The organism is Halomonas sp. 707B3 (assembly GCF_024158645.1).
Lineage (GTDB): Bacteria > Pseudomonadota > Gammaproteobacteria > Pseudomonadales > Halomonadaceae > Vreelandella > Vreelandella lionensis.
On record NZ_JAMZBE010000051.1, the window covers coordinates 1 to 23,265 of the forward strand.

A 23,265-nucleotide genomic window follows, 5' to 3' on the forward strand; every position below is an offset into this window, starting at 1 on the left:
GGCTCGATCATCTTCTGGTGAAACAAGCACATCGTACGTTTCCGCCACGCCAATACGGAACTCATCAACAGGCACGGGTTGCACTGGCTGGCCATCGGCAGCAACGACGGTCATCTTCAAACCAGGTATACGTACATCAAAGTATGACATCGCCGACCCGTTAATCACGCGTAGTCGTACCCGCTCACCAGCCTTGAACAGCGCATTCCAGTTTTCTTGGGGGGAGTGACCGTTAAGCAGGTAGGTATAAGTACTGCCGGTCACATCGGCAATATCCCGAGAACTCATGCGCATTTTGGCCCACATACCGCGCATCTCGGCAGTTTGTGAGAAACCCTTTTCGCGAACATCGGCGAAAAAATCAGCAATCGTGCGCTCTTGGAAGTTGTAATAGCCTTCCATGGTTTTCAGATTACGAAATACCGACATGGGGTCTTCAAAGGTCCAGTCGGTGAGCAGTAGCACATGCTCACGGTCATAGCGGATGGGTTCGCGCTCGGCGGCGTCAATTATCAACGGCCCGGCGTGGCCGAGCTGTTCCTGCAAGCCGGAGTGGCTGTGGTACCAGTAGGTACCGTTCTGACGGACGGGAAAACGGTAGGTAAAGGTTTCACCAGGGGCGATACCTGCAAAGCTAACGCCAGGCACACCATCCATTTCCGGCGGTAGAATGAGACCATGCCAGTGGATGGAGGTGGGCTCGTCCAGCAGGTTGGTGACACGCAGTACGGCGTCTTGACCTTCTTTCAAACGAATCAGCGGGGCAGGACTGGTACCGTTAATGGTAATTGGTTGGGCTTCTTGTCCGTCAATAGGCAACGATTCACGGCGGATCGCCAGCGATACCTCGGGCCCTTCTTCAACGCCCTGCGCGTAGACATTGCTGCGGCCCCAGGGGTTTGCCCAGGCGGGGGTTAATCCCATTGCGGCAGCGGAACCTATTCCTAGGGCAGCGCCGCCTTTTAGGACCTGCCGGCGAGAAAGCGGGTGAGAAATGATGCTTGAGCGTGCCATGTGTAACTCCCGTCAATGATGAATGGCACCATCTTGATGGAAGAAGCTGAATCAAAGCTGAATAGTGATTAATTAATCACTTCAACTGCAAGAGGCAACGTAACCGTAACGCGCAGTCCACCCAGTGGACTACGCTCAAAGCGCGAGTGCCCTGAGTAGCGGGCAATTAACTGCGCAAGAATCGACAGGCCTAAGCCGTAGCCGGGACGGCGTTCATCCAATCGTGTGCCACGCTCTCCCAAGCGCGAAAGATCTTCTTCTGCAACGCCGAAACCGTCATCATCAGTGGTGAGCGTGAGTGTGGTAGCGGAGGCGGCAATATCGCAATTAACGCACCTATTCGCCCATTTGCCAGCGTTATCGAGCACGATGCCTAATATTTCAGAAAAGTCGTGAGCCTCAATAGGCACTAGGTCTTTCTCGCCTGCCGAGTGGGTGAGGTTGAAGATACGCTCAGGGTAAAGGCTGCGGAACATCTCTATGAGCCGTGAACTATCTCGCGTGACGTTCGCCATTCGACCCGCGTTAGGCCCTGCAATACGCGAACGACGCAGCTCTGCAGCTAACTGAGCGTTAATATCTTCAATACGGCTGAGCAGTTTATGCCGTCGGTTTTCATCAATGGGCCGATTGCCGCGCAGTACTTGGGTAATTGCTGCCAGCGGGGTTTTTAAAGCATGAGAAAGATTGGCGACTGATTCCCGCGAGCGTTGTAATCGATGATCGATATCATCCATAAACCAGTTCAGCTGGTCGACTAATTCATCTAGCTCGGAAGGGGCTACTAATAACAAGCGATCACGTTTGCCTGATCGCAAGGCTTCAAGTTGTTGACGCAGTTGCCAAAGTGGCGTGAGGCCGCGGTTAACCGCTAGCATATTGAGTATGATGAGCATTCCTAAAAGCACGGCGGCAATTCCACCGACCCACCAATGCAAGGTAGCAAGTCCTGCTTCTACCTGAGAAAAATCCTCACCCACCAGTAATACGCCGTTAGAACCCTGCCACTCAAAATGGCGGCGGTAGACGAGCATGTGCTGATCGTTATGTTTAACGTCCACAAGAGCATCGCCGTTCTCTTCCAGCAGAGGCGCCAGCTGTTGCTGCCATTGCGGGTCGGAAGCGCTGACCGAACCGTTAAAGCGGAGTACGTAGAGATGATGAAAGACTTGATAGCCTTGGCTAACCGAGTCTAGCGCAGTCGGGACAGCCGATTGATCCTGCTCTAGCTGTGCGACCGCATGATTGGCTTCGCGCTGAAGACGCTCACCCAAAAAATCCCGAGCAAGATTCTGTAACAATATGCCATGCAGTAGCCAGGTCGTCACCACCACAAATAGCGCCACGCCACCTAGCCAGGCGAGTAGTCGAAAACGTAAACTGCGCCGATCAATGTGAAACAAAGAAATACCCCTGGCCGCGCCGCGTTTGAATCACCGATTTGCCGAGATAACGGCGCAGACGAGCGACATAGACTTCGACCAAGTTAGGCGCGGCGGCATCCTGCTCCAATGCGTAGAGCTGCTCTAGTAACTGCTCTTTCGAGTGAATGCGGTCTGGATGAAGCATTAAGTAGCGCAGTAACCGAAACTCGGTCGCTGTGAGCGAACGCCACGTTTCACCTTCTAAGCACACTCGTTGACCCGCTTCATCCAACGAAACGCCGTTAAGCGTGATCACTTGAGATAACTGACCAGACTGCCTACGTAGCAAGGCCTTCAGCCGGGCCATCAGTTCGGCTTCGTGGAAGGGCTTGGTAAGATAGTCATCGGCCCCCGTCTCAAGGCCGACAACTTTATCTTCCCAGGTATCGCGGGCCGTCAGGATCAAAATAGGCGTGTCGCGTTTTTGCCTGCGCCACTGGGCGAGCAGATCCAGCCCTGAGCCGTCGGGCAAACCGACATCTAAGATCGCCAGTTCATAATGCTCGGTTGCCATCAGCGACTTGGCCGCTTTCAAGGAAGCGGCCAAATCAACCAGGTAACCGTTGTCTTTGAGACTCTCTGCCAAGCTTTCCGCTAGCAAGTCATCATCTTCAAGTAGCAACAGTTTCATGGATATACGTCAGATTAGAGAGAAAAATTGCCGTACATGCCGGATTCGTAATGGCCGGGAATGTTACAGGCATACTCTAGCTCGTTAACATTATCAGGAACACGCCATAATAGAGACCCAGTCTCGCCAGGTGCAATGGTCACCCCTGCCATGCTCATATTGGCCATATCGTGACCATCGCCGTTTGACATATTGGACATATCGTGGCCTTCACCGTGTGCCATATTTGACATGTCATGGCCTCCGCCATTGGCCATGTTTAGCATCATCTGGCGATGTTCTTCTTGGGCTTCTTTGCTACCAATCACAAATTCGTGTTCTAGATTGCCGGTGTTAGTAATTTCAAATTTAACCACCTCCCCTGCCGCCATTTCTAGCGCTTCAGGGTCGAACCACATATCGCCAGCTTCAAGGCTGATCGTGCGGTCAACGTCAGCCTCCGTTAGGCCATTGTCACCACTGCCTTGGCCGGGCGCAGCCCAAGCCGCACTCGTTATCAAACTTAGTGAAAGGGCAAACATAGACGTTGTTAAGGAGATGTTGCGCATGGTCATTTACCTCAGAGGTTAGTGTCACTTGTTCTTTATACGGTGTTAACCTGAAACGAGCCTGAACCTAACGTAAAAATATGGCCTGCTACCCAAAAGCATTTCTAACATGATGATGGATCCTGACCCCCTGATTAGAGTCAACGCTGCAGCAATGACTTTTCGTCTTGTTGGTGCAATTGCCTATGGCAGCCTCCGCCTAAACCTCAGCGTAAGGCCCATAAGAAGGAGACCGTTAATTTCGAGCTCTGGAACGGCTCAACAAGGTGGTTGACCTGTTAGTCACCCATTCGGTGATGACACTCTTGTCAGCACTGCCGTGATCAACAAGATAACCGCGACCAGCACCATCTCCAGTGCAATACTTCTCTGTAACCGTCCTGGGGCTGTTGCGTCGCCGCTCTCAAAGGCCGGCACAAGCCGCCACTTGTTCGCGGCAGCAAATAACAGTAGCGCCGCCACAATCAATACCTTGCCGATCAAGAACTGTCCATATGCCGTGGTGAGCAGTGGCGTGAGACCGCCCGTTAACAGCGTGGCCAACGTGACGCCCGCGAGTACCAACAAGCCGACTCCGCTTATGGCGATTTTCCCGAAACGGGTCAGAATGTGGGCGGTATTGTCCTGGTTGTGACCCCGTCCTACTAAATGGAACAGCGGCCAAAGCGAGGCCACCCAAAATGCTGCCGCCATCAGGTGAACGATCAGCAAGCCAGCCAGAACGAGGCGTGGGGTGTTTACTGTATGCCCCACCTGCACGAATGCCAGCATCACCAATAAAACGCCTACTAGGCTCACGCTGTTGGCTGTTTTCGAGAGCGCTAAGTTATTAAGCTGAATCGCCTGAACCAGCAGCAAGCCAGCTACCGCCAGCATTAGCCGGACCCCGGACGCACCCTCAAACACGATTCCGAGCAGCATTGGGTTGGTTGCAGCCGCTATATTGCCGCCCCCAAGGTAACCCGCTTCTAAAGGCCACTGGAACAGAATCAGAATGACCCCCGCCCAGGCAGCAAAGATGCCCATGCAGGCGACGCGCCTCCGGTCGTGATCAGGGAGTCGGGGAAACGCTAGACGAAACAACACGGCCCCCGTCGCGACTAGGGCGTTAAGGTAAATCCCGGCCGCCACGAGAATCATCGCGACGGTCCAGACATCAAGGCTATTTACTGAGGGCCACCAGACCACGGGTCAAGGCTCGACCGAGAAGTTAAAACCGTCAGACATCATGTGCCCGTCATCCGATAGGCCACGCCAGCGCACCTGGTAATCCCCAGCCGAAAGAGTGTCACTGGGCTTTACGAAGTAGCGATCGACCTGTTCACTGCCTGGCTGACCATCAAGAGGAACGGGGCCGTCCGGGCCTGCCACTTCAAACTGGGTGATGCGCATCATGCCACCAAACTCGATGCCAATCTCTGCTGGGGAATCCTGAATGGTGACGCCATCCTTAGGCGAAGTGCTTGCGCCCCCTTCATGGGCCAACACTGGGCTTGCGAGCGACAGCAGCAGCGTTGCTAAGGTAGCGTGAATAATAGGGAGCGAAGTCGTCTTCTTTTGCATACCGTTTCCTTATATTTTTTTAGGCTTGAATGGTTCGTCGCGGAGGCTTCAAATCTGATTCGGTTGAGCCTTCAGACATCGTTCATGTGCCCTATTTGACGAACAAGGCACATGGCATCTTGCTCTTAAAGAACCAAGAGAGCATTCATGGATTCTTTGGCTGCTGGGTTTTCGCTTCTTGGGTGGCGATGTATTTGAGCAGCATTTGTACGCGCTCTTCTTCATGGAACTGAGTCAGTGTTATAGCGTGCCAACCTGAAACAGAGCTGAAAATGGCGGAAAAAATGACCTGTGACAAATCTAGCGTTTGGGATCAGTTTCTTCTTTACCTTTGGGCTACCTATAGGTTGTAGGCTTATAACAAAAGCTAACTCTGCCTTCTTCCATTTTTATCGGATAAGGCAATGTCTCGATCAGCAACATGATGAGAGGAAATATCATGGTTAAGCACACGATGAACTTTGCTATTGGTGGGGCTGCAATCCTCAGTGTCTTAAGTAGCGCCATCTTTGCTCAAGGCATAAATCAGGAGTGATGTCATGATGAACGCGGAATGCTTTGCTTTTATGGGGTCAATGGGGTGGTTAGACTGGTTGATGCCCCTGGCTATGCTGTTATTAATTGGCTTGGCGATCGCGTCGCTGGCCAAGTACCTCTTCAGTCGTTCACATTAAGGAGTTGAAATTAATGCAACATATGACCACCAAACTTTTGCTCTCGGGTTTCATGCTAATTGGGACGGTCTCCGCTCAAGCGGCGTTACCGCCAGAGGCGACACTGTATAAGAACCCCCAGTGCGGCTGTTGTGACGAATATGCGCGCCATCTTGAGGAACTTGGCGTAGACGTCACCGTTATTGATGACGTCGAGCTGGGTGATATCAAACAACAGGCGGGTGTTCCCTATGGTCTTGGATCGTGCCATACCATCGAAATCGGCGAGTATTGGATTGAGGGCCATGTTCCGATGGAAGCCGTACAGGCGCTGTTTGAGCAACAGCCTGATGCAGACGGCATTGGCCTAGCAGGTATGCCCATCGGTACACCGGGGATGCCAGGGCCTCAGGAAGCGCCCTATGACGTGTATTCCTTTACGGATCAAGAAGACAAGGCTTTTATGACGCTGTAGTAGGTTTTGGATGACATAATTAGACCTCTTGTACTACATGAGATGTTTGTTAAGCACCAGGTGTGTTTCGAGATGATTTGAAAATTGGTTGCGTCAGACGCTCTCTAACGTGCGACATGTTCAAGAAATCATCCAGAAATTGGCGGGGCCTTTCCCAGGGTTCGCTGATACTTTTAAGCATCTTAAATCCAAAAATGAACAGATACCCTGCGAAGCCTCTGTGTTAAATGCTTTTAGCAAGGTCAGTATTGGTCACAGTGACTTAGCATAGGTACTATTTGCCACCTTTATGAGTAGCGGTGTCTGTTTTGTCGGTAAGAGCAACCTGTACACCCCGTGTGCAGGTTGCTCTTCTGACGAAGAGCCGATACGGCCATCCCTTCAGTGGCGGGCGAGAATCTTCGCTGCGATGGGCGAAGTGATCATTTGAATCACGGCAAAAAAAGCGGCTGGAATCGCGATCTCTGATGGCAAGCCGGAAGCAGCGACAAACGCTGCAGCGATGCTGAATTCCTTTTTACTGACCGTGAAAAGATAGGTAATCACCTCTTTGCGATCAGAGGTGAGTAACCGTGAGGACATACCTACCAGGTACCCAATCAAATTGAGGCACAGGGCCGCGCCCGCAATCACAAATGCATACCAGCCATAACCAATGATCGTGGTGGCATTCGGACCTACCACGGCGAGTAGGATCAGCAGATACAGAATCGACCCTATCCCTGCATACGCTGAATCATGCTGTGCAAAAAAGGCCGAAAACTTTGTCCGCAAGCTGACACCAATCACGGTGGGGACAAGCACGATTAGTGTTAATTCAAGAATAATTGAACCAAGCGGCACGTCCAACTGGAGGCCGGTGAGCCATAAAAACAGGAAGGGCACAATAAACGGACATAACGCGGTGTTGACTGCGTTGAAAACAGCGGCAAGCGCCACATTGCCTTTCGCCATCAGTACCAAAAGAGGAGAGGACACATCCGTCGGCAGAGTGCCGAGCAAGGTTTGGCCAGCAGCCAGCGGGCCGCTTCCAAAAAATAGACGGCCCGTTAGCCACCCGGCAATCGACATAGGCCCATAGACCAGCCCCAATGCCAACAACTGCCGCGATGGCTTACGGAACACGATGCGAACTGCATGCGCGTCGAACGTGAGGCTGATGATCAACATCAGTAACGCCAGTAATGGCCCAATCGCGAACTCAAGCATTATTCCGGTGGCTGGAAAGAGTAAGCCTACCCCCGCGACGAACATCACAAACCAGACAAGGTGCGCCTCGACAAAATAAATGAATCTACTCATGGTGGATTGGACGTTACCGGTAGAAGTGGATTGAGCTCCGTACCTAAAACATGATCACTTCGGCCCAGCACGCCATGACTTGCTTGGGAGCAAGGGACGTGCTTCCCAATCCAGCGATACAAATAGACAATGCTCAAGGGTTGAAGCTTTAGTTGCTAGAGGTTTTATAGTACCAAGAACAGATAATTCGAGAGGAGCTAACAGATGGGACATCATCATGATCATCCCCACATTGATCCTGCCTCTGGCGACCGGCGCGTCAGTATTTCCATTTGGGCCAATGGGCTCTTAACCATCGCTCAAATCGTCGGTGGTATTATGGCGGGAAGCCTATCGCTGATCGCTGATGCGTTACATAACTTTTCTGACATGGCTGCGTTAGTCATTGCCTTTGCCGCTCGTAAAATCGCCAGGCGGCCCGCCGATGCGCACATGACTTTTGGCTATGGCCGGATCGAGATAGTGGCAGCACTCATCAACTACACAACCCTCATTATTGTCGGCGTCTACCTGATTTACGAAGGCGCTATGCGGATGATCGATCCTCCTGAGATAGAGGGATGGACGATCGTGATTATTGGTGGCGTCGCGCTTGTCGTCGATGCCCTAACCGCCATGCTCACGTGGTCAATGCAAAAAGGGAGTGTCAATATCCGCGCCCTTTTTCTGCATAACTTATCGGATGCGTTTGCTTCCATCGCTGTGATTATCGGTGGTTCGCTTATTTTACTGTACGACATGCGCTGGGTAGACCCCGCGATCACGATAGGGATTGCGCTATATATTCTTTACCTTGCCTTCTCTGAAATTGGTGGCCCTATCCGTACGCTTATGCTGGGATCTCCCCCGGATATTGACGGGCAGGTAGTCGTTGAGACCGTACGAGATATCGAGGGGGTCCAGGATATTCACCATATGCATCTATGGCAGATGCAGGAAAACATGGCAGCCCTTGACTGCCACGTGGTTCTGACAGAAACCGGCTGGCAGCAGCTTGAATCCGTCAAAGCAGAGATCAAGGAGCAGCTTAAAATGCGCTTCAATATTGCTCATTCCAGCCTAGAGTTTGAGCATAGTGACCACGCGCATCAAAATGCCAATCTATATGGGCATGAGTGACAGACCGAGGCCGGCTCCCGGCTCAGGTTGGTAGTGGGGGCTTACTCCCATAGCGATTGGCTTGTTTTTCAACCCGACTTTTCCACCCCATCATTGAGACAGAGAGTGAAACATGTTCAAAAAAGCGTCTTTTATATTGGCCGGTACATTATTGCTGACCGCTGCGATCGTCGCCGTATCAAAACCTGCCCTCCTGGACATGCAGGCTCAGGCAGCAAAAGAGAATGGTGTCCAGGCCGAGGACTCACTGGTACGTTCACACTCCCCCATTTTGGGTCGAGAAGACGCGCCGGTGACGATTGTGGAATTCTTCGATCCGGCTTGCGAAGCCTGCCGTGCTTTCTACCCCCTGACAAAAAGTATTTTGGAAACTTACCCAGAAAAAGTGCGGCTCATCGTGCGCTACACTCCTTTCCACGGCGACGTATCTGATAAGGCCATTCGAGTATTAGAAGTCGCTCGTCGTCAGGGCGTCTTTGAACCGGTACTGGAGAGACTGCTGGCTCGCCAGGATCAATGGGCCTCGCATGGCAGTTTTGATGAATCCGCTATCCTTGATATCGCGAGCCAAGGGGGCCTTGATCTAGCGGCTGCCGAAGAGCAACTGACTTCTGCTGAAGTGCAGGCGGTGATTGACCAAGACATGGCGGATGTCAGAGCCAATCAGATTCGACAAACACCCACCTTTTTTGTCAATGGCGAGCCTTTAGACCCCTTTGGTATGCAAGAGCTGATTGATGCCGTTGAGAGTGAAGTAGCGGAGGCCTCTGGGGAAGAGGATGGTCAGTGATGCAGCGCTTGTGGTTATTAGGCTTGGTAGGCTTTTACCCCTTGCTAGCCGAAGCCAATTGGCAAACGCATCTTTCGTTGCCGCCGTCTGAACTTAGCCCTGTCAGGTTACAGGCGACTGGCGAGCAAGAAGGCACATTACCGCTTGATAGCGTTGATACCCTAACCTTTGGGCGTGATGTCATCATTGATACCACCCTCTACGAGGCTTTAGCAGCAGAAGGTGTCCCTACGCGTTTCGCCAGTAAACTGGAAACACTGCTCAGCGAGTTTATCGCAGCACCGCTGGAGTTTTCAGGCAAGGAACGTATTCAATTAGTGTGGGAGGAAGATCGACGCCAGGACGGCACCCGTGTTGGGCCACCACGCCTCAGTTATGCCGCTCTGCCTGATCAGGCAGAGCCCTTAGAGGTTATATGGCCGGTCACTCCAAAGGGGGACGTTGCTCTTTTCAAAAGCAATACCCTGCTAAGCACGTTGCGTTTGCCTGTGCTTAGTGCTCGCTTAACGTCTCGCTTTGGGAATCGGCGACATCCTGTGTATGGAGGGGTGCGCCCTCATAATGGAATTGATTTGGCTGCACCAACGGGAACGCCAGTCATTGCTACCGCACCTGGGCGCGTATCCTTTATGGGGCGCCAAGGGGGATACGGGCAGGTGATCGAGGTGGAACACGACACAGGGGCCATTAGTCGCTACACACACCTTAGCCGATTCTCTCCACAGCTAGTGGTTGGGGATTTAGTTAATGCGGGAGAGTCGCTCGGAGAGGTAGGTTCGTCCGGGGTCGCCACGGGTCCCAACCTGCATTACGAAGTGAGAGTCAATGACCAGCCTGTTGATCCCCTTGGTCAAGGTCAACGCATCATGTTGGGTGAGCAGCCGACTCAAGGTGAATATCAAGCGTCACTTTACGAGGCAAGAGATCGCTTGGAACAAGCTATCGGCACGGCGTCCATTTATGACTTGATCTCGTTTAACGAGCCGTAACCACCCGTGCTTAGCAACGTTGCATGGATTGTTAGTAACGTGAACGTGTGCTTGCCTCGTTATGGAACCCTAGCGCTGTGATCACTCATCTACCACAAGACAGGTAATCGGTATGGAAGAGGTTTCTCTCGTCACCATGGGGGTATTGGGAAGCCTTGCCGCGGGCTTGATGACGGCTGTCGGGGCGCTTCCCGTCTTGTTTACCAAAACACCGAATCGTGGTGTTCGCGATTTAGCGTTGGGGTTCGCCGCTGGCGTCATGCTAGCGGCCTCTTTCTTCTCACTGATCATACCCTCCTTAGAAGCCTCGGAGCTGCGTTACGGAGGTAGCGTGGTACCTGCTGCCATTGCCTGTGCGGCCATCTTGCTAGGGATTGGAATGGTCGCACTACTGAACGAACTCTTACCTCATGAGCACTTCGAACAGGGGCGAGAAGGGCCAGAGGCTGCCTCACTACGTCGTATCTGGTTGTTTATTATTGCCATTACGATACACAACCTGCCAGAAGGGCTGGCCGTTGGCGTGGCCTTCGGCGCAGGGGGAAGCGAAGGAGGCGTTCCACTAGCGATTGGCATTGGACTTCAGAATGCCCCAGAAGGACTGGCCGTAGCAGTATCACTGCTAGGCGTGGGCTATTCACGTTGGCGGTCATGGACGATTGCCGCCCTTACGGGGCTTGTTGAGCCGTTGGGTGGCTTATTAGGCGCTGGAGTCATCAGCATGTCACAAGCGCTACTGCCCTGGGGGTTGGCCTTTGCGGCGGGGGCGATGTTGTATGTGATCAGTCATGAGATTATTCCCGAAACTCATCGAAGCGGGCACCAAAAAAAGGCCACGCTGGGCCTCTCTATCGGATTGGTACTCATGCTGTTTTTGGATGTTTCGCTGGGCTAACCATTGGGCGTGGGGCGTAGCGTTAGTGCTAACCTAAGTCGTGAGCCCCTCCGTGCGATTTTTCAGTGATACAGAGCTGATGATCACTGATGACCTCAATGATTCGGCAGCTTTCCACTTTACCACCGGCACACTGCGTGACCATCCGTTGAAGCTCCTCACGCAGTATGGACAGTCGTTGAAGGCGGGACTCCACTTTCTTTAGGTGATGCGTGGCGATGGCATCGACTTCTTGGCAAGGCATATCAGGCTGATCTGACATGGCCAAAAGCTCTCGCACTGACTCCACCGAAAAGCCAAAGTCTCGGGCATGACGAATGAAGGTCAAACGCCGCACAGCGTCGTCTCCATAGCGGCGCTGCCCCCCACCGGTTCGTGTTGCATCGCGCAGCAGCCCAATACGCTCGTAATAACGAACCGTTTCAGGTTTGCAATCGGCTCGTCGTGCTAACTCACCAATGCTGATACTTTGCCCCATCATCGACATGGTAAAACTCCTTACGTAGGGCTTGAAGCTATAGTTGCTACAAGGTTTACACTTCAAAACCATAGCCCATTGAGAGAAGAGGCACCATGAAAACATCAACGCCGACAACAGCGCCAAACGTCTTGACGCTGCGTGTTGAAGGCATGGACTGCGGCGGTTGTGAGCGCAAGGTTGTATCGGCGCTAGAGCGACTGGAAGGCATTGAGGAAGTCACGGCAAGCTCGATCACGGGATCGGTGAAGATTCATCACCACGATCACGGGGCCCCCTCGCGGAAGACCATTGAGGGCATCCTGAACGAACTAGGCTATCAAGTGGCTTCCCATGATGGCCAAACACACGCATCTGGCTCTGCATCCCCTTGGTGGCAAACCGCTAAAGGGCGCTTGGTCATTATCACAGGAAATCTGCTGATCGTAGCCTTCGCGCTTCGTTTAGCATGGCCTGCGCTGGGCAATGTGCCTTTCATTCTGGCCACGCTGGTCGGCTTAATGCCCATTGCGCAGAGTGCCTGGGGCGCCCTCAAGATGCGCAACCCCTTTACCATCGAGATGCTGATGTGCATCGCTGCGCTTGGCGCATTGGCCATCAATGCTGCCGCTGAAGCTGCGATGGTCGTGTTCTTGTTCGCCGTAGGTGAGCTACTCGAAGGGGTAGCTGCTTCACGGGCGCACCGCAGTATCTCAGCCTTGGCAAATTTAACACCCTCAACGGCGAGGCTGATGGACAATGGCCAGCTGCGTGACGTCTCGGCGGAGTCACTTAAACCCGGGCAGCGTGTGCTGGTGCGGCCCGGTGATCGCGTACCCTGCGATGGACGCATCCTGGTGGGCACCTCCGACATTGACGAGTCGCCGGTAAACGGCGAGTCCATACCCCGTTCGCGAGCGCCTGGTGATGACATTTTTGCTGGCACAGTGAATCTTGATGCCGCCCTGGAGGTGGAGGTAACACGAGGCGCTGATGACAATACGATCGCTCGCGTTATTCGTCTGGTTGAAGAAGCACAGGCCGCCAAGGCACCGATAGCACGCTTTATTGATCGTTTTGCGTATTACTATATGCCCGCCGTCGTCTTACTCGCCCTACTGATGGCGATAGTGCCACCGCTGGTATCGACCATGGCATGGTCGGAGTCGATTTACCGTGCGTTAGCATTGCTGTTAATCGCATGCCCCTGCGCGTTGGTCATTTCTACCCCAGCCGCCATCGCCGCAGGTCTCTCGGCGGGCGCTCGGCGCGGACTACTGATCAAAGGGGGAGCCGTTCTTGAACAGTTAAGTAAGCTTCGCTTGGTGGCATTAGATAAAACGGGCACCCTCACTGCGGGTACCCCAAGAGTCACAGATGTGGAGTCTTGGATTGCTGAGGAAGACGATAACAGCGTATTGCGGCTCGCCGCCGCGATAGAGCGAGATTCCAGTCACCCTATCGCCACGGCTATCGTTGAGCATGCCCGACAGTCGGGCCTAAACCTCCCCACCGTCACCGGCAGTCGTGCTTTGGCGGGGCGCGGTGTCTCAGGCCAGGTGGAGGGTCGCGAGCTGAGCTTAATGACGCCTCGTCATCTTCACGAGAAAGTCATCCTTGAGGTAAGTCTCAGTGCTCGGATTATCGCGTTAGAAGAAGCCGGTAAGAGCCTCGCACTCCTCGTCGAAGGCGAGCGTTTGTTGGGCTTGATCGCTGTTCGCGATGAGCCACGCGAAGATGCCCTTGAAGGCCTAGCGGCGCTATCCCGTTTAGGCGTACAGGCTGTCATGCTCAGCGGTGATAATGCCCGCACCGTCGCTGCCACTGGGGGTCGCTTAGGCATTGAAGCGTACGGCGAACTCATGCCTGAAGACAAGGCAGCGTATGTTCGAGACTGGCAAGCGGCAGGTCGTGGCCCCATCGGTAAAGTTGGCGATGGCATCAACGATGCACCGGCACTCGCGGCAGCCGATGTCGGTATCGCGATGGGGGGCGGCACGGATGTGGCGTTGGAAACCGCCGATGCAGCCTTGCTCAAGAACCGCGTTACCGGCATCGCTGAGCTGATAGACCTCTCTCGTGCCACGCTGCGCAATGTGAAAACCAACGTTGTTCTCGCCCTTGGCTTAAAAGCCATTTTCCTGGTCACCACAGCTCTGGGTATTACCGGTATGTGGATTGCGGTGATGGCCGATACCGGTGCTACCGTCCTAGTGACGTTGAACGCCATGCGACTGCTGGGTTATCGCTTTTCGCCCAGTACCGCATTGACAGGCCTGTCACAAGGAAAAACAACGTCATGAGCACAGCGCAACACGACAGCCCTTCACGACGTTGGCCATGGTTCACATTTGCTTGCGTGTTGGCTCTAGCCGATCAACTGGTCAAAGAAATCGTGCATGCCCGGATGTCGTTTGGCCAAGTCATTCCGCTAACACCGTTTTTTAACTGGGTTTACACCGGTAATACAGGGGCCGCTTTCAGCTTTCTCGCGGAGGCAGGTGGTTGGCAGCGCTATTTCTTTCTTGGTTTAGCGTTGGTGGTGGTCGTCGTATTGGTTGTGCAGCTATGCAAACCCCTGTCGCGCTTAGAGGCCTGCGCGTACAGCCTGATTCTTGGCGGCGCGCTCGGTAATACCGTTGATCGCTTAGCGCGAGGGTACGTCGTCGACTATCTGGACATTTACTGGGGCGAATGGCATTGGCCCGCCTTTAACATGGCCGATATCGCGCTGTTTGCAGGTGTATTGATGTTCGCAGTGGCATTATGGCGTGAAAGTCCTGCTTTTAAGCGCGCAGAGTAACAGTATGGATTTGGTCGATAAAGATAAAGAATATACGCTTTTTGCTGGGCGCTCCTCACCAATAGTAGATTGCGTTGTAGCGCTAGCCGCTGGGGTACTGACCACCTTGAGTGCCGCCCCTTTTTCCCTATGGTGGCTTGGCCCAGTGGGCGTAGCACTGGTCTATTGGAAAATAGCATCGCTAACGCCCGCCATGGCCACCCTGCGTGGGTGGTGTTATGGCGTAGGCCTGTTCGGTTCAGGCACGTCGTGGGTCTTCGTTGCTATTCACGATTTCAGTGGCACCGGGGCCTTAGTAGCGATGTCCCTCACCACTCTTTTTGTCAGCGTCCTGGCGCTCTTCTTTGCAGTTCCCTTTGGGCTCTATCGACGCATCACGGGGCCACGGTTCGCCTTTCTTAGCTTTGCCGGTATGTGGGTGGTGAGCGAATGGCTACGCACCTGGTTGCTCACCGGCTTTCCCTGGTTATTGCTGGGCACCTCTCAGATAGATTCTCCACTAGCCCCATGGGCGCCCGTTGGTGGTGTGTACTTGCTGTCACTCATGACCGCGCTGACAGGTACGTTAGGGGTAGAAGTACTGCGTCGCCGCTGGGGTTTCCTTGTCCCAATGGCCGCCTTGTGGATCGTTCCATTCCTATTGCCTGCCCAATGGACAACCCCGGCTGGCAAGCCCATCCAGGTGGCATTGCTGCAAGGGAATCTTGATCAGCGCATTAAGTGGACTGCCCAAGGGCAGCGCGAGGCGGTCAATATCTACACAACAATGACACAAGAGCAAGCAAGGGACATCGATCTCATCGTTTGGCCCGAGGCAGCCCTTCCCATGCTTGAGCAGGAAGCACAGCGAATACTGGAGCAAGTAGCGTCCGACCTGGGGCCTAACACCGCCTTGTTGACCGGCATTTTGCAACGCGACAGTGAAGGGCGCTCTTATAACAGCGTCATAGGGCTAAATGATGTGCAGGGCGAATACCAGAAAGCGCACTTAGTACCCTTTGGCGAGTATTTGCCATTCCAAAGCCTCCTCGCTGACACCCTTGCTTTTTTCGACTTGCCAGCACCCCGCCTGACCCCAGGGTCAGACGGACAGGCTCCGTTACACGTGGCTGGAACCACCATTGGCACTGCCATCTGTTACGAGATCATTTTCGCCGACCACGTCGCCCAACAGGCGCGTAATGCCGAGCTGCTATTAACGGTATCCAACGATACGTGGTTTGGGCGTTCCATTGGCCCACACCAACATCTTCAAATGGCGCGTCTACGTGCCTTAGAAAATGGTCGTCACCTACTTCGAGCTACCAGTAATGGCGTGACGGCCATCATCGATTCACAAGGTCACGTCACAGCCCGTGCCCCACAGTTTGAACAGGCCAGTTTAACTGGCGAAGTGACCCCGATGCAGGGCCTAACTCCTTTCACACGCACCGGTAGTGGCCCCTCTTGGATACTCGCCGCCTTGCTGACGCTGCTCGGATTACAACTAAACTTATCTCGATCAAAAAACGACGCATTAGATGAAAAAGGAACCTAGCGATGCTCTCGGTAAATAACGCAGCAATACTTAAGAGACTCCTCCCATGGCCAATGCAGATGGGCTTCATCATGAGTGTGATGGTTTCGTCTCTGGCATGGCTCCCTGTCGCCATGGCGGCACAACCCGCCACTACCCAGGAGACGGAATGGCCTAAGGGGCATTACCCGCTACCTGAGGAAGGCAATATTATCGGAGAGGCTGACACCTTCACAGTGAAGGATTACGACGATACCTTGATAGATATTGCCAAGCGTCACAACCTTGGCTATTTGGAGATGATCCGTGCAAACCCAGAGGTCAGCATCTGGGTTCCAGGGGTGGGCACGGAAGTGACTATTCCGGGACGTTTTATTCTGCCGAATGTAGAGCGTACTGGGATCGTTATAAATATTGCCGAGCTGCGGCTTTACTACTACCCAGATGTCAAAAACGGTGAGACACCGCGTGTTGAGACCTATCCTATTGGCATTGGTCGCGAAGGGTTTGATACCCCTCTCGGTGTGACCGAGACCACCATGAACATTAAAAACCCCGCATGGTACCCGCCTGAGTCGGTAAAACGTGAAGCTGAAGCACGCGGCGAAACCGCGCCAAGTGTTGTCCCGCCCGGCCCCGATAATCCGCTGGGAGACCACGCCATTATCTTAGGCTTCGATGGCTATTTGATTCACGGTACCAACCAGCCCGATGGCATTGGCATGCGTGCAAGCCGTGGCTGTATACGCATGTTGCCTGCCGATATTGAATCAATTTTTGACCGCATACCGGCGGGCACCCAGGTCAATATCATCAACCAACCTATTAAAATCGGTTGGGACAACGGACAGCCGCTGATACAGGCATTACCTCCTTTAGGGGTGGAGGATCACACCATGACCGCTATATCAGATGCCATTTCACGCCTTGAGCAACGCAATGCAGATGGCGTTAGCTTCGATTACGAACAGCTTGGCGATTTACTAGCATTATCCAACGGGCTTATCGAACCTCTGTATCCGAAGCCGGAACCGAGTAATAAAGAAGACGACAATATCAACAGTGTTTATGAAGAACTGACACTTCATTCGTCGTGAATGTCGATAAAGACAAGGCAGAGCGTTTTTTCAGCCCTTTGGAGAACAACGGCTTGGCTACCGTCAAACCCTTAATATTCGTCGTGTGTTGTTGATTGAGCTCTTCCATCACTAGCGTAGAAAGAGCTAATGCGATCATCACAACGTTGGTAGCATCCACTTTCGGTAGCACTGAAGTGTGACGAAGAGGATCTATTCTAAGCCCCTTCCACTGGCTGGCAGGGGCTTTTCTATACCTAGGCAAAGTGATAAATATTATTTCCCTATTAAGATTCATTTATTCCAGTGTTTGTTTAGTGGCTGATGCTCTGGGTTCGCCTTATCAATTGCAGCACCGATAGCAGCATAGGCGTGTTGGTACGTCTTATAGTTTTTCTGATTGCTGTAATACACGTTAAAATCAACAAGGCTTCGCACCACTGCCAGCAGGGTTTCTGGCTCACCATCACGAGTGATAACGTCAATAGCGTCGGTCACAGATTCATCGTAAACGCGCATAGCTATCTCGGCGTGAAACGCCTCTGCGTCGTGTTTAATCTTTGCCAAGTTCATTCTCCTTATATGCGTTGCTAATCACTGTACTTTCAAAGCCCGCTAACAGCCTGGTGGTTCTACGCGCTGCCGCAATAACACCAGCTGATGTCAGCCCTGTCCAATGGATGTGCCCAGTTTTTTTCTATTGTTGTTTCGCCTGCTTGCGTAAGAGGTCGCAGAAATCGAGCCAGCCGTAAGCTCGGAATATATCGGCTACGCCCATGGCTTTGCTGTTCTCACAGGACAACAGTAAAAGGTGATGGCCATCCTGCCGCGGCGGGGGTGCTGAACAGATGGCGAATGGGATCTGCGCAGCCTCCATCCGCTTCATAAACGCTTCGTTCATTGTGTGGTGCTCTGGCTCGCAAAAGATGTCGAAGGCGCTGAGAATAACTTGGGCGACCTCGGTGTTCAGTTCATGCCTGGTCAAGGGAGCTTTTATGCGCAGCTCAGGATCGAGGAAGCCAGCAATCAGACAAGCTGTAGCGAAGTGATGGGCGCCACCCTGGTTGTTTAGATGGTATCCCCAGGGCCGCCAACTGAAACCTTCTACTGACTCTTCAGCGCCAGAACCGCCATGGAAGCGGAGTTCATGCCAGTTGGGCAAAGGTTCGATGCTGGCACGGTTGTTGTGAACCAATTCGCGACATTCGCCGATAGCATAGGCGTCGAGAGTGGCGTAGCCGACGAGATCGCCTTTCCCAGACGCCAGGGAGATGATGTCTCTGATCGAGCAGCTGAAGTTGTCATCGTAGGTGGTCGATGTGAGTCCAGCGGCCGCTGGATAAGGCAAGCGCTGACATTGCAGCCCCGTTCGCCCTGGTCGCCAGTAGGCAATATCGTCCCCTAAGCAAAGCGGCCATCGGTGCCATTGGATGATGCCGAGTTCGCTGGCGCTAGCTGCTGGGAGCGTTACCCGGGCTGCTAAGTGTGAAAATTCAATAGCGTGCTGCACGGCTGCTGGGCTGGCCCAGTGAGCATGGCGCAGCCAGCGGACCAGTAATGTGGTCGCCAGCATAATATGTTCCCCCAAACCCTAACCGTTACGGTCACCCTCGGCTCTATCTTGGAGTGACATTCTGATTTTATTCTGGAGCCCAGGTGATAATGTTTCAGCGTCAACAAAGGCTTGTGGGATTCGATCGGCCCACGACCCGAAAAAGTATCCGCATTTTGGCGCTTTTCTTGATTGGCACTGCTCTAATCACGGGGATGATTCTTCGACAGGCCACTGCATTTTCCTCTGGTGTTTTGCACGCTAAGGAAGGCCGATATTCGCTCATGCTTGAGGTGGCATCTACCTCGCGCCAGCGTCGCAATGGCCTAATGGAGCGTGACTCAATGGCTCCCGATGCTGGCATGCTCTTCGTCTATGATGAGGAGCAGACAACCGATCATGCTTTCTGGATGTACCAAACTCGTATACCGCTTGATATTGCCTTCCTCGACCATGACGGAGAGATCCAGTCGATCACCAGCATGGCCCCCTGCACGAGAGAAAAAGAAGCCTGTCCGCGTTATCCAGCTGGCACGCGCTTCTGGATGGCCCTGGAGGTAAACGCTGGCTACTTCAATGAGCATGGTATAGCCGCTGGAGATCGCCTAGAGGTCGACCCTTTACAGCACCCCCCCTCTTAAAACCTGTTCTACTGCAGGAATGAGAGAGAAGCACGTTAATGAGCACACCCGTTTTTTCACCTCAATCGGGGCCAATCTAGTTGGCGGAACAACTGCTCCTGTACTGTCAGCCATGCCACCTTTAAGCAGTTTCTACCTCAGCTGTCATTGACGCGTGTAGCGTTACGCGCTACACTTCGAGGGCGTTTCACAACAAGGGAGCAAAGCAATGCGATGATAAAGAAGATCAAACACAAAGGGCTTAAACGTCTTTATGAGAAGGGAGAATCCCAAGGAGTACAACCAAACCATGTAGACGATTTAAGAGACATACTTGCTGCACTGGACGCAGCCACTAAGCCAAACGATATGAATTTGCCAGGATTTGATTTTCATAGTTTGAAGGGTGATAGAAAAGGCTTTTTTTCGGTGCATGTAAACGGTAATTGGGTAGTGATATTTACGTTTGATGGGGAAGATGTACACCTTGTTGACTATTTAGACTACCACTAACCCCGGCGTTCCTTGATAACCGGCTCGGTACGGTTATCAAGGGCCACCGAGAAAGATGGCCTCGCAGACGTAGCCATGAATGCAACACCTCAAATATGCGATACACAATTTGTGTAGAGAGAGAGAACTGAAACATGACCATGATGAACCCGCCGCACCCAGGTAGCTTATTGCGCCGTCGGATCGTGCCAGCGCTGGGGCTGAACGTCACTGAATTTTCCAAAAAGTTAGGCATGTCTCGTGCAGCAGTTTCACGCGTATTACATGAGCATGCCGCTATTTCCCCCGATTTGGCCGTTAAGTTAGAGCATGGCGGAATTGGCAATGCCAAGCACTGGCTAACGATGCAGGCAAACTATGAGCTATGGCACGCCGAGCATAAAGAACAGAACCATATTGAAAGATTTGCAGCTGTTTGAATTAGTAAGATATTAATTCGGAAAAACCCAACGTACCGCGACGTTGGGTTTTTTGTATCCAATTAGCCTCGCTAATTGAGACGCAAAAACCCGGCTTATTGCCGGGTATCAAGGTTTAAATATTGGCCATTATGAAAAATCTGCTTACCCATTCATGCGAACGTAGCAGGTAATAGCACCTAATTAGAGGTCGTCTTCTTCCTCTACATATTTTGGCACGCAGTCATTACAAAGCAATAATTGGCGTTCCTGGCCGAACACCACAGCTGGTATATTGTGAACTGCTTCTCGCGCGCATGGCGTCTCATCATCCTTCATGCCTTCGCACTCAATCACGGTGCTACCTCATCGGTTTTTTGTCTGACTAGAATTAACCAGCAGCTTCGCTAAAAGCCCTACTCCTATTAAACCACTAGGCCTGCATTTCGACACCCGTCGACATAGGTGTTATCTATATTCTTTTAACAGGTTAAAAAAACGTCGTATAGGGCCGGACTTTTGGTGTTTGATGTTGTGTCATGCCATCTGGATGTAGAGAAACCCGGCTGGCAATTCTTCGCAGCGTGTTACTTCTTATTCACGCGGTGGTAAATTTCTTCCTCTAAGACGAGCTTAAACGCCTCTCCTTCTGCTTCAAATTCATCCCACAAGCATTCTGGCAGCGATGCAGCGTCCAGATCGAGTTGGCCCGGCTGAGCGCCGTATTCTATTTCATTGACGATATGGGGTTCGCGCTGGATAAATAACGTGGCCATAGTGTTGAGCTTTTCGACTTCACGCTCTTTCTGGTAGAGCCTAATTTCATCTAGCGCCGGGCCTTCTGGCCAGGACTCTTTTCCTTCCATTCGACGTTTTGCCGTGTCAATCAGCTCGCCGAAAGCGCCCAAAGCCCCTGCTGCTGAACGATGCCCGTACTCATCGGCCGCCAAGATTAAATCTTGCTCTTCATAATCGCGCACAGCCACGCGAAAACTAACGCCATCACAATGCAAGACCGCGTAAGGCATGACACTGCTTTCGGCATCAATCCATTCGGCAATACCTCGTATAGTTGCTTCACGGTCAAAAATGCGTCGTGGGTAATCGTCCCAGCCATCGATAGCGTCGAGAATCATGCTTCCCCCTGTGGATGCTTATAAAGTTTACTAAGATAATGTCCAGTCGCTTTTCTATATTCATCTTGGTGTATAGGTAAAGTACTTCCAACCAAACATGTGAAATTCGATGAATTTTATACAGGCTATACGTTGGATTCCGGTGCAACATTCCCCCTATAGCTGCCTTTTACTCCTCAGACAAAACGTACAACTGCAAGTAGGCTAGTCCTGGCCAAGGTTCATCCTGGGCCGAGCACCCATTACGGATAAGAAACAGCTTAGATTGGCATGGGCACAGTAGAAGTCTACTACTGCAAGTGGACTTGTATCAGCCAAGGTTCCCCCTGGGACGGGTACCCATTCAAGATAGGAAACAGTCTAGATTGACACGAGAACAGTAGAAGCCTACTATTTAAGATAAGAATAACCCCCACGCCTCACAGGATTCGTCCTGACTGCGCACCAGGGGGTTAGTTTTTTTAGTGGTAAAAGAATGTATGGGGCCACAACTGCAACCACAACTAAACTTCACAAAACCCGCAAAATCCTCTTACGCCCACCTTCGTCATCTTCGCGCCAAGGGCCTCATCACCAAAGGTCAGCAATCACAAGCACTTAATGTCCTTCAGTTTGTCGGGTATTACCAGCTGCTCATTTATACGCGGCCGCTGCAGGATGATCAAAAACGTTTTTATCCGGGTGTAAGGTTTGACGATATTCTTGCGCTTTACGAGTTCGATCGTAGTCTTCGGCTAGTGCTCCTTGACGCTATTGAACAAGTAGAAGTCGCGTTCAGATCCGCCATAGTTAACGCTATGGCCAATGACAAAGACTGCGGCCCCCACTTCTATCTCAAAACCAAACATTTCAAGGACATGGAAGCGCACCGCAATTTCATGAAGAACGTCTTGGATTGAGACTTACCAACCCCATTAAGCACTATTACCACACTTACCATACGCCGCCTTATCCGCCGATCTGGACAATCTTGGAGGAGTTAAGCATTGGCCAAATGTCGCGGTTGCTTGCCAGTCTTGATCGCGAACATCGGAGGCGAGTGGCTACACAGTTTGGCTACGATGAAAAGGTCATTGTGTCGTGGCTCAAAAGCACAACCATGCTGCGTAATAATTGTGCCCACCATAGCAGGGTCTGGAATAATAATGTCGGCGCTGACAGCCCTCAAAGCGCGAATGCTATCCACTCCGAGTTTCCAGGCAACCCTGATCAAGGATTTTTCTTTTCCCGGACCGTCGCGCTCCAAGCACTTTTGAAAGCGATCGATCCATCAACAACTTGGCAGGATCGCTTCAAGACAGTTATGAGAACATTGCCAGTTGCGACGCTCTCAAAAGCCGGCATCACACCTCAGTCAATAGGGATTCCCTTTCAGTGGGAAACACGACCGTACTGGAACTGAATACAACCCGAAGCTAATTTTCAGAGAGTATCCTGAAACACCTTATTATCCAGGGAAAGGTACGATGTTACGCTGCCTGGGAGTTGCAGAATACGAGGCCTTGGCGAAAGTAGCCGGTCGTTTGCGCCTCACTTGGATCGAAGTCCCTGTTGAAATGGAGGGTAGCTGGGCAAGACTGACTGTCTGAATCGCCAAACTGTTGCCAATCTAAGTGAGTTAGGTGCCACATCCAGCTGATTTAAGTTTAAACAGTAGCTTGTAATAGGCCCTACCAATGATCACTAACATTAATCCTGAATCCGTGAAGCCGGCGCCGACACTTTCCCTATCACCGCCAGCGAGCACTTTTTGATCATTCGCCCGTGCAAGTTGGCTTTCGCAAGCCCGTT

The 23,265-nt window shown here is 52.4% G+C and carries 26 protein-coding genes; 15 read left to right on the forward strand and 11 right to left on the reverse strand.

All coding sequences use genetic code 11. From position 1 onward, the window contains the following. The 6 genes from BIS10_RS08745 to BIS10_RS08770 form a co-directional block, all read right to left on the reverse strand. Nucleotides 1-1,014 (reverse strand): copper resistance system multicopper oxidase (locus BIS10_RS08745; RefSeq protein WP_253504454.1); only part of this gene is annotated, 1,014 nt, incomplete at its 3' end. A gap of 68 nt (nucleotides 1,015-1,082) precedes the next feature. Next, nucleotides 1,083-2,417, reverse strand: coding sequence for a HAMP domain-containing sensor histidine kinase (locus BIS10_RS08750; RefSeq protein ID WP_253504457.1), 1,335 nt, complete (start codon nucleotides 2,415-2,417; stop codon nucleotides 1,083-1,085). After that, nucleotides 2,404-3,069 (reverse strand): response regulator transcription factor, encoded by a 666-nt coding sequence (locus BIS10_RS08755; RefSeq protein WP_253504460.1) that lies wholly within the window; start codon nucleotides 3,067-3,069, stop codon nucleotides 2,404-2,406. Before BIS10_RS08755 ends, BIS10_RS08750 begins: the two co-directional genes overlap by 14 nt. A 14-nt stretch (nucleotides 3,070-3,083) precedes the next feature. Continuing rightward, complete coding sequence (locus BIS10_RS08760; RefSeq protein WP_253504464.1) at nucleotides 3,084-3,617, reverse strand: plastocyanin/azurin family copper-binding protein; 534 nt, start codon at nucleotides 3,615-3,617, stop codon at nucleotides 3,084-3,086. Nucleotides 3,618-3,899: 282 nt separating this feature from the next. Continuing rightward, nucleotides 3,900-4,757: a copper resistance D family protein gene (locus BIS10_RS08765; protein WP_253504467.1), complete on the reverse strand. Its 858-nt coding sequence runs from the start codon at nucleotides 4,755-4,757 to the stop codon at nucleotides 3,900-3,902. A gap of 51 nt (nucleotides 4,758-4,808) precedes the next feature. Then, nucleotides 4,809-5,180 (reverse strand): copper resistance CopC family protein, encoded by a 372-nt coding sequence (locus tag BIS10_RS08770; protein ID WP_035556043.1) that lies wholly within the window; start codon nucleotides 5,178-5,180, stop codon nucleotides 4,809-4,811. Nucleotides 5,181-5,719: 539 nt separating this feature from the next. On the opposite strand from BIS10_RS08770, the gene BIS10_RS18910 reads away from it, so the two are divergent. Beyond that, nucleotides 5,720-5,854 carry a hypothetical protein gene (locus BIS10_RS18910; RefSeq protein WP_268762349.1) on the forward strand — a complete coding sequence of 45 codons (135 nt, stop codon included), beginning with the start codon at nucleotides 5,720-5,722 and terminating at the stop codon, nucleotides 5,852-5,854. Nucleotides 5,855-5,867: 13 nt separating this feature from the next. Beyond that, entirely contained in the window at nucleotides 5,868-6,308 is a 441-nt protein-coding gene (locus BIS10_RS08775; protein WP_113271262.1) for a DUF411 domain-containing protein, read from the forward strand. 381 nt (nucleotides 6,309-6,689) lie between these two features. Here BIS10_RS08775 and BIS10_RS08780 read toward each other — a convergent pair whose 3' ends face one another. Further along, nucleotides 6,690-7,610 carry a bile acid:sodium symporter family protein gene (locus BIS10_RS08780; protein WP_113271263.1) on the reverse strand — a complete coding sequence of 307 codons (921 nt, stop codon included), beginning with the start codon at nucleotides 7,608-7,610 and terminating at the stop codon, nucleotides 6,690-6,692. A gap of 204 nt (nucleotides 7,611-7,814) precedes the next feature. Between BIS10_RS08780 and BIS10_RS08785 the strand changes: the two genes are divergently transcribed. From BIS10_RS08785 to BIS10_RS08800, 4 genes are all read left to right on the forward strand, one after another. Next, nucleotides 7,815-8,729 carry a cation diffusion facilitator family transporter gene (locus tag BIS10_RS08785; protein ID WP_176304221.1) on the forward strand — a complete coding sequence of 305 codons (915 nt, stop codon included), beginning with the start codon at nucleotides 7,815-7,817 and terminating at the stop codon, nucleotides 8,727-8,729. Between the two features lie 112 nt (nucleotides 8,730-8,841). Then, complete coding sequence (locus tag BIS10_RS08790) at nucleotides 8,842-9,519, forward strand: thioredoxin domain-containing protein (RefSeq protein WP_113271265.1); 678 nt, start codon at nucleotides 8,842-8,844, stop codon at nucleotides 9,517-9,519. After that, on the forward strand, nucleotides 9,519-10,508 hold the full coding sequence (locus BIS10_RS08795; protein WP_113271266.1) for a M23 family metallopeptidase: 990 nt from the start codon (nucleotides 9,519-9,521) through the stop codon (nucleotides 10,506-10,508). The genes BIS10_RS08790 and BIS10_RS08795 overlap by 1 nt, the downstream gene beginning before the upstream one ends. A 112-nt stretch (nucleotides 10,509-10,620) precedes the next feature. Continuing rightward, on the forward strand, nucleotides 10,621-11,403 hold the full coding sequence (locus tag BIS10_RS08800) for a ZIP family metal transporter (protein WP_113271267.1): 783 nt from the start codon (nucleotides 10,621-10,623) through the stop codon (nucleotides 11,401-11,403). 28 nt (nucleotides 11,404-11,431) lie between these two features. Here BIS10_RS08800 and BIS10_RS08805 read toward each other — a convergent pair whose 3' ends face one another. Further along, entirely contained in the window at nucleotides 11,432-11,890 is a 459-nt protein-coding gene (locus BIS10_RS08805; RefSeq protein WP_082051477.1) for a helix-turn-helix domain-containing protein, read from the reverse strand. Nucleotides 11,891-11,976: 86 nt separating this feature from the next. Between BIS10_RS08805 and BIS10_RS08810 the strand changes: the two genes are divergently transcribed. Genes BIS10_RS08810 through BIS10_RS08825 form a run of 4 tightly spaced genes read left to right on the forward strand, consistent with a single transcriptional unit; the run spans nucleotide 11,977 to nucleotide 17,276 of the window. Continuing rightward, on the forward strand, nucleotides 11,977-14,163 hold the full coding sequence (locus tag BIS10_RS08810) for a heavy metal translocating P-type ATPase (protein ID WP_253504469.1): 2,187 nt from the start codon (nucleotides 11,977-11,979) through the stop codon (nucleotides 14,161-14,163). Beyond that, the gene (gene lspA, locus BIS10_RS08815; RefSeq protein WP_113271269.1) at nucleotides 14,160-14,663 is read left to right on the forward strand and encodes a signal peptidase II; all 504 of its coding nucleotides are present in this window, start codon (nucleotides 14,160-14,162) and stop codon (nucleotides 14,661-14,663) included. The genes BIS10_RS08810 and lspA overlap by 4 nt, the downstream gene beginning before the upstream one ends. 4 nt (nucleotides 14,664-14,667) lie before the next feature. After that, nucleotides 14,668-16,200, forward strand: a complete 1,533-nt coding sequence (gene lnt / locus BIS10_RS08820) for an apolipoprotein N-acyltransferase (RefSeq protein ID WP_179917308.1) — start codon at nucleotides 14,668-14,670, stop codon at nucleotides 16,198-16,200. Nucleotides 16,201-16,253: 53 nt separating this feature from the next. Continuing rightward, nucleotides 16,254-17,276, forward strand: a complete 1,023-nt coding sequence (locus tag BIS10_RS08825; RefSeq protein WP_179917310.1) for a L,D-transpeptidase family protein — start codon at nucleotides 16,254-16,256, stop codon at nucleotides 17,274-17,276. A 273-nt stretch (nucleotides 17,277-17,549) separates the two neighbouring features. Here BIS10_RS08825 and BIS10_RS08830 read toward each other — a convergent pair whose 3' ends face one another. Next, a complete protein-coding gene (locus tag BIS10_RS08830; RefSeq protein ID WP_127062892.1) occupies nucleotides 17,550-17,822 on the reverse strand; it encodes a hypothetical protein in 273 nt (90 codons plus the stop codon). 130 nt (nucleotides 17,823-17,952) lie between these two features. Beyond that, nucleotides 17,953-18,828: a DUF6685 family protein gene (locus tag BIS10_RS08835; protein WP_113271271.1), complete on the reverse strand. Its 876-nt coding sequence runs from the start codon at nucleotides 18,826-18,828 to the stop codon at nucleotides 17,953-17,955. Between the two features lie 89 nt (nucleotides 18,829-18,917). On the opposite strand from BIS10_RS08835, the gene BIS10_RS08840 reads away from it, so the two are divergent. From BIS10_RS08840 to BIS10_RS08850, 3 genes are all read left to right on the forward strand, one after another. Next, nucleotides 18,918-19,448 carry a DUF192 domain-containing protein gene (locus BIS10_RS08840; protein WP_113271272.1) on the forward strand — a complete coding sequence of 177 codons (531 nt, stop codon included), beginning with the start codon at nucleotides 18,918-18,920 and terminating at the stop codon, nucleotides 19,446-19,448. A 213-nt stretch (nucleotides 19,449-19,661) separates the two neighbouring features. Continuing rightward, nucleotides 19,662-19,940 (forward strand): type II toxin-antitoxin system RelE/ParE family toxin, encoded by a 279-nt coding sequence (locus tag BIS10_RS08845; RefSeq protein ID WP_035561763.1) that lies wholly within the window; start codon nucleotides 19,662-19,664, stop codon nucleotides 19,938-19,940. A 134-nt stretch (nucleotides 19,941-20,074) separates the two neighbouring features. Then, nucleotides 20,075-20,359, forward strand: a complete 285-nt coding sequence (locus BIS10_RS08850) for a HigA family addiction module antitoxin (RefSeq protein WP_198556051.1) — start codon at nucleotides 20,075-20,077, stop codon at nucleotides 20,357-20,359. A gap of 566 nt (nucleotides 20,360-20,925) precedes the next feature. Here the strand turns inward: BIS10_RS08850 and BIS10_RS08855 are convergent. Next, a complete protein-coding gene (locus BIS10_RS08855; protein WP_035561765.1) occupies nucleotides 20,926-21,474 on the reverse strand; it encodes a hypothetical protein in 549 nt (182 codons plus the stop codon). Between the two features lie 479 nt (nucleotides 21,475-21,953). Here BIS10_RS08855 and BIS10_RS08860 point away from each other — a divergent pair, with 479 nt between their 5' ends. Continuing rightward, the gene (locus tag BIS10_RS08860; RefSeq protein ID WP_052703835.1) at nucleotides 21,954-22,373 is read left to right on the forward strand and encodes an Abi family protein; all 420 of its coding nucleotides are present in this window, start codon (nucleotides 21,954-21,956) and stop codon (nucleotides 22,371-22,373) included. Beyond that, on the forward strand, nucleotides 22,370-22,876 hold the full coding sequence (locus BIS10_RS08865; RefSeq protein ID WP_206604591.1) for an Abi family protein: 507 nt from the start codon (nucleotides 22,370-22,372) through the stop codon (nucleotides 22,874-22,876). The genes BIS10_RS08860 and BIS10_RS08865 overlap by 4 nt, the downstream gene beginning before the upstream one ends. Nucleotides 22,877-23,265: the final 389 nt, after the last annotated feature.